We start from the raw sequence: 12848 nt of genomic DNA on the forward strand, positions 1-12848 counted from the left end.
GGGCGGGTGCTCGTCAAACCCGCCACCACGGCGCGGGTGGCCATCATCATCGCGGTGGCCTCGGTGGCGCTGGCGGCGACCGTCTCCGTCCCGGAAATCGGTGTGGCGGTTGATCATCTGCTGCCCAATGGCGTGCACGGCAGCTGGTTCTCCGATCGGCTCACCACCGCGGCCTGGATTCTGTTCGGCACCGCCACCTCGGTGGTGGCGGCCGCCGCGTGGCCGGTGGTGTCGCGGGTGAATCTGCGGCAGATCGCCTGGATCATCTACGCGGGCGGCGTGCTGGCCATGACGCTGACACTGCTGTGGTCGATCACCTTCGGCTGGGTGATCGTGGCGCTGGAATGCCTGTTCATCGTGATCACCGGTGTGCGCAATCTGGATTGGACCGCGCTCGGCCGCGGTATCGCGCTCTACTGCGTGGGCACCCTGGTGGTCGGCGTGCTGGCCGCGCTGGCGGTGCGGCGCGAACTCATGCATCAGCCGATGGCCAAACCGGCGGCGGGCGACTGGTTCTGGCCGGTGTGGCAGCTGGCGAGCCTGCTCATCGCGGTCGGTGCGGTCTGGATCGTGATCGAGCTGTGGGCGCGAGCGCGCCTGCTGCTGAAGCAGATTCGCACCCTGCATCGGGTGCTGATCGCGCGCTTCCCCGAGGTGGTCGCCAAGGATCAGACCGGTTCGGCCACCCAGTTGAAGGCATCGGACCAGGTCGCGCAGGTGATGGACGCGCTGTACCTGCAATCCGGCGGCGGTATGGAGCTGCCCGCGGCGGGCATTCCGCCCGAAGAGGTCACCGAACGCGCGGCCCGGGTGGCGGAGTGGGCCCGAAACCCCTTCGGCGACGTACTGATCGACGGTCGCTGGATCGCACCGCCGGAGGGCGTCGGTCCGCGCGGCTGGGTGCAGGCGATTGCTCGCGCCTATGAGGCGGGCGCCACCACGTCGACGGTGAGCCGGGCCGCCGCCAAGCGCTGAGTTCGATCGACCGTTCTCCCGGACCGCCGGACTTCCGTAATCCTTCCGAATAGAAACGGCCCCCCGTGCCATGCGCGGGAGGCCGTTCTGTGTTGTCTGTTGTCTTAGTTGCGCCAATGTCATATCGGCGTCATGGAATTGCTGCGGGGCGGGGTTGGGGGGCGACCGAATTGTCGCTTTTCTGTGCACAGAGCACAAAGAGTTTGTGCATCAGCACATAAGAATTTATGCACACAGCACAATAGGGCGCTTGTCGCAGTTGGTGCATTGGGGGCGAAACGCTCACATCACACAAAACGACATACTGCACAAGTCGCTCGGCACTATCTCGGCCCCCGTGATGTGGGCAGGGAAATGCCAGGATTGTGCATAACGCACCAGCGCAGAGACCTACGCCACTTGGCCCCAAGCGCAATGGGACCGGTGCAACACTCTTCAGCCGGCCGAATGGCTCCACGATGAACGGCGCTGCCCTGCAAGCAGCGCCGTCATCACACCGTGTTCAGGCACCCTGCAGTACCTGATCGGGCGCGGAGCAGTTCCCTACCGGGCCACCCCGGTGCGACCTCCGAGACGGCCGCGCCGAGTTGCCCCGGTAGAGAACCTATTCCGTACCGTCCGGAGGAATTTCGGGCAGCCCTTCGCTGGCCCGCAACTTCTCCGCCATGGAGGTGAGGAGGTTCTGAGATTCTTCGGAGAGGTCGAACGCCCTACTCGACAAACGACGAAGTCCATAGCCCTGCAGCTGGGACAGCAGTTCGAGATCGTGATCGATCTTGGCCGCGTAGATGTCGTTGAAGAAGTAGTCCGGTTTCACCTTGAAGAACTTCGCCAGCGCGGCCACCGTCTCATCTGAGGGGTTGGTCCGCTGTCCCGACCGCAACTGCGAGAGATACGGTTTCGAGATCGGATGGCCGGAGGCCGTGAGCGCCGCCGCCACCTCTGCATTGGTGTGCGGCTTACGCCCCGGGGGATGCACGGTTTCGAACAGCTTGTTCAGCCGCGCCGCGAAATCAGCCATTGTGAGCCGCCCAATTCCCTTCGCTGTACTAACAGTCGTTATCTCGGATACGTATCATTGATATTAGCGGCTCAGTAACTGAAAACCTACGCCTGATCCGCGATTTCCTTGAAGCTTCTAGGCGGTGATCCGGTGAACCGGCTGTGGCTTGGGTGTTTGCGGGCCAGCGCCACCGTTCTTGCGGAGGGCTTAAGAGTCCCGGTTCTGGCCCGTCGCGAAGGTCTTCCACGACGGGCCGTCGGTAACCCTAAGATAGCTGACGTCTCATCTTCTTGTCTGTACCCGAGTTTGTGTGGCGTACGCCACGTTTCACGACAAGTGGGATGAACGTTCAACCTCGCCCGAAAATGATTGAAGTGACGACTAAGTGACTAGATCCGCTCGATGATCGTGCCCGTCGCGAGCGCGCCACCGCAGCACATGAGGATCATCGCGGTCTGCTTGTCGGACCGTTCCAACTCGTGCAAAGCCGTTGTGATGAGCCGGGTTCCGGTGCTGCCGACCGGATGTCCGATGGCGATCGCGCCACCGTTGACGTTCACCCGATCCAGATCCGGCTTGTGCACCGAGGCCCACGACAGCACCACGGACGCGAACGCCTCGTTGATTTCGAACAGATCGATATCGCCGATGCTCATCCCGCTGCGCTCCAGCAGGCGCTCGCACGCCTGAACCGGTCCGTCCAGGTGGAATTCGGGCTCGCCGCCCACCAGACACTGCGAAATGATCCGCGCGCGGGGGCGCAAACCCGCTCGCTCAGCGGCCTTTTCGTCCATCAGCAGCACCGCGGAGGCGCCGTCGGAGATCTGCGAGGAGGAGCCCGCGGTGTGAATTCCGCCCTCCAGCACCGGCTTCAGCTTCGCCAGGCCCTCGCGGGTGGTGGCGCGCAGACCCTGATCGCGGCTGATATCGGCGGTCTCGCCGGTGAGGTTGCCTTCCTTATCGACCTGCGGCGCACCGACAATGGTGAGCACCTCGCGGTCGAACCGGCCCTGCTCCCACGCCTGCGCGGCCAGACGCTGTGAGCGCTCGCCCCATTCGTCGGTGTCGTCGCGAGTGATGCCGCGCCGCTTGGCAATTCGCTCCGCGGCGGTGAACTGGTCCGGCATATCGATATCCCACGACGCCGGACGGCGCGGGCCCGCGTGCGTTCCGACGTTGGCGCCCAACGGAACATGGCTCATGGACTCCAGGCCGCAGGCCATGCCGACATCGATCGCGCCGGTGGCGATCAGGCCCGCGACCAGGCCGGTGGCCTGCTGTGCGGAGCCGCACTGATTGTCGATGGTGACCGCACCGGACTGCCAGGGCAATCCGGCGTGCAGCCAAGCGGTTCTGGTGACATTGTTGGACTGTTCGCCCACCTGCATCACGCAGCCGCCGATGACCTGCTCCACCAGAGCCGGATCCAGCTCGGCCCGCTCCAGCAGGCCCTTCTGCGCCGCTCCCAGGAGTTCGGCGGCATGCAGTCCGGCCAGCCAGCCGTTGCGCTTGCCGATGGGTGTGCGCGCGGCTTCGACGATGACGGGTGTACCCACGATGGTCTTCCTTCCGGATCAGAACTGGAACAAGTTCTCTACAAGTAATGTAAGTCAGTTTCGGTTCCTTCCCTAGTCTTACCGCCTGTGCTTGAATATCGGTAGAACGTGTTTCAGTTAGTCAAAGGAGACAGCTGGTGGTGGCAGCCAATACCGCAGACGCCCAAGCCCGGCCCAACGTGCCGGACGGGTTCGACATCACCGACCCGGAGATGTGGCAGCAGCGAGTCCCGGCGGAGGAACTCGCCGAACTCCGCGAGGCCGCGCCGATCTGGTGGAATCCCAAGTCTCCCGAGACCGGCGGCTTCCAGGACGACGGCTTCTGGGTGATCAGCAAGCATGCCGACGTGAAAACCGTCTCGCGGCGTGATGACGTGTTCTCCACCTTCGAGAACACCGCCATCCCGCGCTTCCAGGACAGCATCACCCGCGAGCAGATCGAACTGCAGCGCTTCGTCCTGCTGAACAAGGACGCCCCAGAGCACACCAAGCTCCGCAAGATCATCTCCAAGGGCTTCACCCCGCGCGTCATCAACGGCCTGCGCGCCGAGCTGACCGCGCGCGCCGAATCCATCGTGCAGGCCGCGGTGGCGACCGGCGCCGGTGACTTCGTGGAGCAGGTGGCGGCCGAACTGCCGCTGCAGGCCATCGCCGAATTGATCGGCGTGCCACAGGAAGACCGCATGAAGCTCTTCAAGTGGTCCAACGATATGACCAGCTACGACGATCCGGACAGCGATGCCGATCCGGTGGTCGCCTCCACCGAGATCCTGGGCTACTCGTACCAAATGGCCGAAGCCCGCCGGGCCTGCCCGGCCGACGATATCGTCACCGAACTCATCAACGCCGATGTCGACGGTGACGCGCTGCTGCCCGAGGAATTCGGCTTCTTCGTCATGGTGCTGGCCGTGGCCGGCAACGAGACCACCCGCAATGCCACCACGCACGGGATGATCGCGTTCCTGGAGAACCCGGAGCAGTGGGAACTCTTCAAGAAGGAGCGCCCGCGCACCGCCGTCGACGAGATCATCCGCTGGGCCACCCCGGTCAGCAGCTTCCAGCGCACCGCGCTCGAGGATGTGGAAGTCGGTGGCGTGCAGATCAAGAAGGGGCAGCGCGTGGTGCTGTCCTACCGCTCGGCCAACTTCGACGAGGAGGTGTTCGACGATCCGAACACCTTCAATATCCTGCGTGATCCGAACCCGCACCTGTCCTTCGGTGGCACCGGCGCGCACTACTGCGTCGGCGCGAACCTGGCGCGGCTGGAGATCGAGATCATCTTCAACGCCATCGCCGACTATATGCCGGACATCTCCCGCCTCGGCGATCCGCAGCGCCTGCGCTCGGGCTGGCTGAACGGTGTCAAGGAATTCCAGGTCGACTACGGCACCAAGCCCGGCGGCGGTTGCCCGGTAGCGCACTAGCGCGAAAAACGCTGACCTGCCCTGCCTCTCACAACTCAGGGTAGTAAGGAAAGGAGCGGGAGACTGGAATCCAGTCTCCCGCTCCTTTGTGATTTCTGACGGGGCCTGTTGTCCCTAAACGGGTTTCATGGTCTGCATGGCGCGCTCGGTCTCCCAGAACGCGCGCAGCGCGGCGATCTTGCCGTCCGGCTCCACCCGATAGGTGAAAACGCCTTCGGCATCGATGGTCTGGCCGCCCAGCGTGGTGCGGATGCGGCCGGTGTAGACCACCTCGCTGCCGCAGGCGAACGAATCATCGAAGAGGAATTCGATGGAGTCGGTCTGCGCGATCGCCTTGTCCCAGAACGCCGCGATGGCTTCCGGTCCGCGATGGCCCTTGCCCTCGGGATCGAAGAAGGACGGTCCGACCGGATCCTCCACGATGCCGTCGGGCGCGAACAGCGCGACCCAGGCGTCCTTGTCCTTGGCGCGCACCGCGGCCTGCGATGCCCGCCCGGCTACCCGGGCGGGATGATCCTCATCGGTCACGGCTGCTCACTTCCGACCACCCACATCGAGAAGTACTGCGAGCCACCGCCGTACGCGTGGCCGAAGGCCTTGCGGGCATTCTCCACCTGGTAGTCCCCGGCCCGGCCCATGACCTGCTTGGCGGCCTCGGCGAAGCGGATCATGCCGGACGCACCGATCGGGTTGGAGGACAGCACGCCGCCGGACGGATTCACCGGAAGCTTTCCGCCGATGGCGGTTTCGCCCGCATCGGTGAGCTTCCAACCCTCGCCCTCGGGCATGAAGCCCAGGTTCTCCAGCCACATGGGCTCGAACCATGAGAAGGGGACGTAGATTTCGGCCGCGTCGATCTCCTCGAGCGGGTTGGTGATTCCGGCCTGCTTCCACAGCGCGGCGGCCGCGGCCTGACCGGCCTTCGGATTCACCTGATCGCGCCCGGCGTAGGCGAGCGGTTCGGTGCGCATGGCGGTGCCGTGAATCCAGGCGACCTTCTTGCCGCGGGCTTCGACGGCCTTGGCCGAGGCCTCGTCACCGATGACGATGGCGCACGCGCCGTCCGAGGACGGGCAGGTCTCGTCGAAACGGATGGGGTCCCAAAGCATTTGGGACGCCATCACCGATTCCATGGTGATATCGGCCTGCTTGAGATGCGCGAACGGATTCTTCGCGCCATTGCGGCGATCCTTCACCGCGACCATGGCGCCGATGTGCAGCGGCGCGTTGGCGCGGCGGATGTAGGCGCGCACGTGCGGTGCGAAGTAGCCGCCCGCGCCCGCGCCGACCGGCATGGTGAACGGAACCGGATTCGACAGCGCCCACATGGCATTGGATTCGGACTGCTTCTCCCACGACAGCGCGAGCACCTTGCCGTGCACGCCCGCCTGCACGTGGCTGGCCGCCACGACGCCGGTGGAGCCGCCGACCGAACCGGCGGTGTGCACGCGCAGCAGCGGTTTTCCGGTGGCGCCCAAGGCATCGGAGAGGAACAGCTCCGGCATCATGGAGCCCTCGAAGAAGTCGGGGGCCTTACCGATGACGACGGCGTCGATATCGGCCATGGTCAGATCGGAGTCGATCAGCGCGCGGTCGATGGCCTCGCGCAGCATGCCCGCCATGGACACATCCGAACGCTTGGTCACGTGATGCGTCTGGCCGGTGCCGAGTACGGCAGCGGGGTTCGTCATGAGCGTGCCTCCAGGGTGGCGACGAGGTTCTGCTGCAGCGCGGGACCGCTACTGGCATGCGCCAGTGCGCGATTCGCGTTGCCGTTGAAGATTTCGGTGGCGGCGAAACCGATGCGCTCCAGCCCGGCCGCGAACATCGGATTGCCGGACAGCGGGCCGCCGGACGGATTGATCCGGGTATTGCCGTTCAGGCCCAGCGCCTGCGCGAGGATGAGCTCCTCGTGGCTGAACTGCGCGTGCAGTTCGGCGATATCGAAGTCGGCGGAGCCGCTGCCGATCGCGGCCTTGGCGGCACGCGAAGTCGATTGCGAGACAGTAAGATCGCGCGCACCCAGGATGGGGGTGTCGATGTAATGCGCGATACCGGTGAGCCAGGCCGGACGCTCCCGCAGTTCCCGTGCCTTGTCACCGACGGCCAGCACCACCGCGGCCGCGCCATCGGTGATGGGCGCGATGTCGTGGGCGCGGAACGGATTCGCCACATACTCGGCGGCCAAAAGCTTTTCGACGTCGGATTCGGTGCGCGCGGTGGCGCTGCCGCCCTTGGCGGCCGCGTGCACGGCGCTACGGGCGGCGACCTCGGCCATATCGCGCTCGGACCAGCGACCGGCGTCGATACCGGCGCGGGCCTGCAAACCGGCCATCGATACCGCGTCCGGGCCCAGCGGCGCGACCAGGTACGGATCGGTCTGCAGCGTCAGCACCTGGCGCAGCGTGCCCGCCGACGCCTTGCCGAAGCCGTACACCAGGGCGGTCTCGGCCTGTCCGGTGCGCAGTTTCACCCATGCCTCGTACAGCGCCCAGGCCGCGTCCATCTCGACGTGCGATTCGTTGATCGGCGGCACCGCGCCGATGGAGTCGATCGCGGAGATGAACGAGAAGGCCCGTCCCGCAAGGTAATCCGAGGAGCCCGAGCACCAGAAATCGATATCGGACTTGGTGATGCCGAGCTGGGCGTACAGCTCGGTGAAGCACGGCGCGAGCATTTCCACGCCATTGGTGGTGCCGAAGGTCTCCGGCACGTGCGGCGCGTGGGCGAACCCCACCACCGCGATGTCAGTAACGTTGCCGCTCAAAGTAATTCAGCGCCTCTCTACAGGTGGTGCGCGAACGAGTCGTATTCGGCGTCGGGTTCGCCGGTGGGCCGGAAGTGATCGATATTGGCCATCGACAGGCCCCACTCCTCGCGCGGCTTCCACACGGCCTCGACCTTCATGCCCATCCGGACCTCGCTCGCGTCCACGCCCAGCACCAGGTGCAGGAACGGGATATCGGTGCCGTCGAGCAGCACGTACGCGGCCACATACGGGGGCTTGAGGCGCTGGCCCATGAACGGCACGTTCACGATGCAGAACGTGGTGACGATGCCCTTATCGGACACCTCGACATAATCGTCGGTCGGCTCACCGGTGCGCGGGTCCGCGCCGCGCGGCGGGAAGTACACCTTGCCGTCCATCTTGGCGCGCGCGCCGATCAGCTTGCCCTCGGTGAGCGCTTTCAGGAAGACCGCTTCCTGCGGTGCGGCGGTGTGCTTGAACGACAGGTCGATCGGCGTGATGATGCCGGTCACCGGCTCGGCGGAGTCCTCGGAATCCGCAGGCGCGGTGGAGGTTTCACCCGGCTCGAAGGCCACGATGTCGTGGATGTCGCCGGTGCGCTCGGCGGCCCAGCGCGCCCGCACCCGCAGGCCGGTGGAGATATCGGCCGGCGAGGCCACGTCCACGGCGTGCAGCAGGGCGGTGTCCGCGCCGTCCAGCTTGATGAGCGCGTAGGCGAACGGGCGGTCGAAGGGCTGACCGGGCAGCGGTTCGGCCACCCAGCTCCACGACTGCACGGTGCCCACATCGGCCACGTCGACGAATTCGGTCAGGGCATCCGCGGTGATCGGATCGAATTCCGCGGGCGGCACGAGGACGCGCCCATCGGAACCGCGCACCCCGACGACCCGTCCGGCACGCAATCCGGTGAGGAAGCGTCCGATGGTCGGTCCGGTGGAGCGGGTGTAGTCGAACTTCATCACCAGCGGTGCTGCGAGTACTTCGGTGTTCCCCAGAGTCACGCGATCGAGTAGAACAGGTTCTAATGATGGTGGCAAGAGCCCACATGGGAAGGGAACGGGACATGCGCTTTGGGTTGCAACTCGGATACTGGGGCGCGCAGCCGCCCGCCAATACCGCGGAGTTGGTGGCGGCCGCCGAGGAGACCGGATTCGACGCCGTCTTCACCGCCGAATCCTGGGGTTCGGACGCCTACACCCCGCTCGCCTGGCTCGGCCCGAGCACCAGCCGCGTCCGCCTGGGCACCTCGGTCGTGCAGATGTCCGCGCGCACCCCGACCGCGACCGCCATGGCCGCGCTGACCCTGGACCACCTCAGCGGCGGACGGCACATCCTCGGGCTCGGCGTCTCCGGTCCGCAGGTCGTCGAGGGCTGGTACGGGCAGTCGTTTGCCAAGCCATTGCAGCGCACCCGCGAATACGTCTCGGTGATCCGCCGGGTGCTCGAGCGCGAGGGCAAGGTGACCAATGACGGTCCGAGCTACCCGCTGCCGTACAACGGCGCGAACGCCACCGGCTTCGGCAAACCGCTCAAGTCGATCACGCATCCGCTGCGCAAGGATCTGCCCATCTGGCTGGGTGCGGAAGGTCCGAAGAACGTCGCGCTGACCGCCGAGATCGCGGACGGCTGGCTGGCCATCTACTACACCCCGCGGCTGGCCGATATGTACAACGAGTGGCTGGACGAGGGTTTCGCGCGCGCGGGTGCCCGGCGTTCGCGGGAGGACTTCGAGATCGCCGCGACCGCGCAGGTCATCCTGACCGATGACACCAAGGCGGAACTGGATCGGCTGCGGCCGTTCCTGGCGCTGTACATCGGTGGTATGGGCGCGGAGGATATGAACTTCCACGCCGAGGTGTACCGCCGCATGGGCTACGGCGAACAGGTCGAGGAGATCACCCGGCTGTTCCGCACCGGCCGCAAAGACGAAGCGGCGGCGGCGGTTCCGGACGAGCTGATCCTGGACACCACGATCATCGGCGATGAGGCGCATGTGCGCGAACAGCTGAAGGTGTGGGAGAAGGCGGGCGTCACCATGCTGCTCGTCGGCGTGCAGAGCGTGGCGCAGTTCGAGCGTCTGAAGCCGTTCATCGAGTCGTAGAACGCGTTCTAGATCGGCCGCCCGCTCGTCGCGGCATCTCGCGGGGCATCGGCGGGCGGGTTCCCTTTTGTCCTATTCCTTTTAGGCATCCCAGGTCGGTAGGCTGTGGCGGGGGCCACAGGGCATTTGTCCAGTCAGCGGGAAATCGCACCTTGCAACTCGCGAGAACACGTTCTATTTTCATCCTGTGAGCTACAACATAGCGGACCTTGTCGAGCACGCCATCGATCTGATGCCGGAGCGAGTAGCTCTGGTCGACAACGATAGGGAATTCACCTACGCCGAGTTCGAGAAGCGTTGCAACCAGCTGGGCCATTACCTGCAGGAACAGGGCGTGCAGCCCGGTGACAAGGTAGGCATCTACGCGCGTAACACCATTGAGGCCGTCGAGGCCATGGTGGCGATCTTCAAGATCCGCGCGGTGGTCATCAACGTGAACTACCGGTACGTCGAGAACGAGTTGCAGTACATCTTCGAGAACTCGGACATGGTCGCGCTCATCGCCGAACGCCGCTACAGCGAGCGCATCGGCAATGTGCTGCCCAAGGTTCCGGCCATCAAGACCGTGCTGACCATCGAGGACGGCACCGATCTGCCCGCCCCCGCGGGTGCGGTCGAATACGAGACGGCCCTGGCGGGCAGCTCGGATGTGCGCGACTTCGGCGATCGCTCGGCCGATGACATCTTCATGCTCTACACCGGCGGCACCACCGGCCTGCCCAAGGGCGTCATGTGGCGGCACGAGGACTGGTGGCGCGTGCTCGGCGGCGGCATCAACTTCGTCACCGGCGACCGCATCGAGGACGAATGGCAGCAGGCCAAGGTCGGCGCGGGCAACGGCCAGCTGGTGCGCTTCCCGATCCCGCCGCTGATCCACGGCGGCTCGCAGACCGCGGTGTTCCACAGTCTGTTCGACGGCGGCAAGGCCATCATGCTGCCCGAGTTCAGCGGGCATGGCGTGTGGCAGGCCATCGACAAGCACACCATCAACCTGATCTTCATCACCGGTGACGCCATGGCGCGCCCGATGCTGGACGCGTTGAAGGCCGGCAACCCGGAAACCGGTGAGCCGTACAAGCATTCGGCCCTGTGGGCGATGGCCTCCAGTGCCGCGCTGTTCTCGCCCGCGCTCAAGGACGAGTACATCGAACTGCTCACCACCACCATGATCACCGACTCCATCGGCTCCTCGGAGACCGGTTTCGGCGGTCTGTCGGTGGCCACCAAGGGCGCCACCCACACCGGCGGCCCGCGCGTGAAGATCGACGCCTCCACCAAGGTCATCGACGAAGAGGGCAATGAGATCGAGGCGGGTTCGGGTAAGACCGGCCTGATCGCGCGCACCGGGCACATCCCGCTCGGCTACTACAACGATCCGGTCAAGACCGCGGCCACGTTCAAGGAGTTCAACGGGATTCGCTACTCCATCCCGGGCGACTTCGCCCGCGTGGAGGAGGACGGCAGCGTCACCATGCTCGGCCGCGGGTCGGTCAGCATCAACTCCGGCGGCGAGAAGATCTACCCCGAAGAGGTCGAGGGCGCGCTCAAGGCGCATCCGGAGATCTTCGACGCGCTCGTGGTCGGCGTGCCGGATGAGCGCTGGGGACAGCGCGTCGTGGCGGTCGTGCAGTGCCGCGGCGAGAATCGGCCCACCCTGGAGGATCTGCGCCCGGTGCTGACGCAGGAGATCTCCTCCTACAAGATGCCGCGCAGCCTGTGGTACGTGGACGAGATCAAGCGCTCGCCCGCGGGCAAGCCCGATTACAAGTGGGCGCAGGCGCAGACCGAGGCCCGCGAGGCGGATAACCACTCGCACGCCCCGAGCACCAAGTAATCGCGCCGCCGCGGTAACCGTGAGTTACTGCTGAGGTTCCTGCGCCCGCCTGTTGCGAAACAGGCGGGCGCAGGCAATTTCGGGGTGTTCTTCTTGTCGGTGCCCTGTGCCAGAGTGATGGTCATGAGCGAGACAGGCGGCGGATCCACCACGATCACCGACGATGTACTGCGGTCCTTCGAAGGTCATCGGCGTGAGTTGTGCGCCTACGCCTATCGAATGCTCGGGTCGTCGTTCGAGGCCGAGGACGCGGTACAGGAAACCTTCACCAGGGCGTGGAAGTCGTACGACTCGTTCGAGGGTCGTTCGAGCGTGCGCTCCTGGCTCTACAAGATCACCACCAATGTCTGTCTGGACATGCTCGACGGTCCGCAGCGCCGCGCCCGGCCGATGGACCTCACCGGCGCCAGCACCCCCGACACCCCGCTGCCCCCGCCGGAGCCGGATTACGTTTGGGTGGAACCGATTCCGAACGGTCTCGCCTTCGGCGCGGACCCGGCCGAGGCCGCCAGCGCCAAGGACACGCTGCGCCTGGCGTTCGTGGCCGCGGTGCAGCATCTGCCCGCCACCCAGCGCGCGATTCTGATCATGCGCGAGGTATTGCGCTTCTCCGCCAATGAAACCGCGGACATGCTCAATGTCTCCCCGGCCTCGGTGAACAGCGCACTGCAGCGCGCCCGCGCCACCATGACCAAGGCGCAGGAGGTGTCCACCGTCTCGGACGTCTTCGACGAATCCGATGAACGGCAGCGCAAACTCGTCGACGATTTCGTGGCCGCGTTCGAGTCCTACGACATGGCCGCGCTCACCGAATTGCTCAAAGCCGATGTGGCACTGTCCATGCCGCCGTTCTCGCTGTGGATCTCCGGTCCCGAGAATGTCGCGCAGTTCATGCTCACCACCGGTTCGGCGTGCCGCGATTCCCGCATGATCCCGCTCGGGGCCAATGGCATGCCCGCCTTCGGGCACTACAAGCCCAGTGCCGACGAACCTGGCGTCTGGGTGCCGTGGTCCATCACGGTCCTGGAACTGGACGGCGATCGCATCGCGGGGCTCAACTTCTTCTTGGATACCGACCGCCTGTTCCCGCTTTTCGGACTTGCGCCGGAACTGCGGTAGAACTGTTCTCCGTCGCCGCGTAGGTGGATGCGCCGGGGTGGTCCGGCGTGAACGCGACGACATGCGTGAACGGCCCGCTGGGAGAAA

At 65.5% G+C, this 12848-nt stretch carries 11 protein-coding genes; 5 read left to right on the forward strand and 6 right to left on the reverse strand.

Annotated features, from left to right (window positions below; all coding sequences use genetic code 11):
- Window positions 1–6: 6 nt before the first annotated feature.
- Window positions 7–975 carry a hypothetical protein gene (locus AB0L82_RS19960; protein ID WP_364637836.1) on the forward strand — a complete coding sequence of 323 codons (969 nt, stop codon included), beginning with the start codon at window positions 7–9 and terminating at the stop codon, window positions 973–975.
- A 604-nt stretch (window positions 976–1579) separates the two neighbouring features.
- Here the strand turns inward: AB0L82_RS19960 and AB0L82_RS19965 are convergent.
- The gene (locus tag AB0L82_RS19965; RefSeq protein WP_011207048.1) at window positions 1580–1996 is read right to left on the reverse strand and encodes a helix-turn-helix domain-containing protein; all 417 of its coding nucleotides are present in this window, start codon (window positions 1994–1996) and stop codon (window positions 1580–1582) included.
- Window positions 1997–2367: 371 nt separating this feature from the next.
- Entirely contained in the window at window positions 2368–3534 is a 1167-nt protein-coding gene (locus AB0L82_RS19970) for a steroid 3-ketoacyl-CoA thiolase (RefSeq protein WP_364637838.1), read from the reverse strand.
- Between the two features lie 212 nt (window positions 3535–3746).
- Here AB0L82_RS19970 and AB0L82_RS19975 point away from each other — a divergent pair, with 212 nt between their 5' ends.
- Window positions 3747–4958 carry a cytochrome P450 gene (locus tag AB0L82_RS19975; RefSeq protein WP_364638040.1) on the forward strand — a complete coding sequence of 404 codons (1212 nt, stop codon included), beginning with the start codon at window positions 3747–3749 and terminating at the stop codon, window positions 4956–4958.
- A 114-nt stretch (window positions 4959–5072) separates the two neighbouring features.
- Here the strand turns inward: AB0L82_RS19975 and AB0L82_RS19980 are convergent, their stop codons facing one another.
- The 4 genes from AB0L82_RS19980 to AB0L82_RS19995 are packed head-to-tail and all read right to left on the reverse strand — an operon-like array spanning window position 5073 to window position 8708.
- Window positions 5073–5486 carry a nuclear transport factor 2 family protein gene (locus AB0L82_RS19980; protein ID WP_364637840.1) on the reverse strand — a complete coding sequence of 138 codons (414 nt, stop codon included), beginning with the start codon at window positions 5484–5486 and terminating at the stop codon, window positions 5073–5075.
- The gene (locus AB0L82_RS19985) at window positions 5483–6649 is read right to left on the reverse strand and encodes a thiolase domain-containing protein (protein ID WP_364637842.1); all 1167 of its coding nucleotides are present in this window, start codon (window positions 6647–6649) and stop codon (window positions 5483–5485) included. The genes AB0L82_RS19980 and AB0L82_RS19985 overlap by 4 nt, the downstream gene beginning before the upstream one ends.
- Complete coding sequence (locus AB0L82_RS19990; RefSeq protein ID WP_364637844.1) at window positions 6646–7725, reverse strand: thiolase domain-containing protein; 1080 nt, start codon at window positions 7723–7725, stop codon at window positions 6646–6648. Before AB0L82_RS19990 ends, AB0L82_RS19985 begins: the two co-directional genes overlap by 4 nt.
- A gap of 17 nt (window positions 7726–7742) precedes the next feature.
- Complete coding sequence (locus AB0L82_RS19995) at window positions 7743–8708, reverse strand: OB-fold domain-containing protein (RefSeq protein ID WP_364637846.1); 966 nt, start codon at window positions 8706–8708, stop codon at window positions 7743–7745.
- Window positions 8709–8770: 62 nt separating this feature from the next.
- Between AB0L82_RS19995 and AB0L82_RS20000 the strand changes: the two genes are divergently transcribed.
- From AB0L82_RS20000 to AB0L82_RS20010, 3 genes are all read left to right on the forward strand, one after another.
- Entirely contained in the window at window positions 8771–9808 is a 1038-nt protein-coding gene (locus AB0L82_RS20000; RefSeq protein ID WP_364637848.1) for an LLM class F420-dependent oxidoreductase, read from the forward strand.
- Between the two features lie 187 nt (window positions 9809–9995).
- Window positions 9996–11642: an acyl-CoA synthetase gene (locus AB0L82_RS20005; RefSeq protein WP_364637850.1), complete on the forward strand. Its 1647-nt coding sequence runs from the start codon at window positions 9996–9998 to the stop codon at window positions 11640–11642.
- 123 nt (window positions 11643–11765) lie between these two features.
- Window positions 11766–12761 carry a sigma-70 family RNA polymerase sigma factor gene (locus AB0L82_RS20010; protein WP_364637852.1) on the forward strand — a complete coding sequence of 332 codons (996 nt, stop codon included), beginning with the start codon at window positions 11766–11768 and terminating at the stop codon, window positions 12759–12761.
- Window positions 12762–12848 lie beyond the last annotated feature (87 nt).

Origin of the sequence: Nocardia sp. NPDC052001 (genome assembly GCF_040680615.1) — a bacterium.
Classification (GTDB): Bacteria; Actinomycetota; Actinomycetes; order Mycobacteriales; family Mycobacteriaceae; genus Nocardia.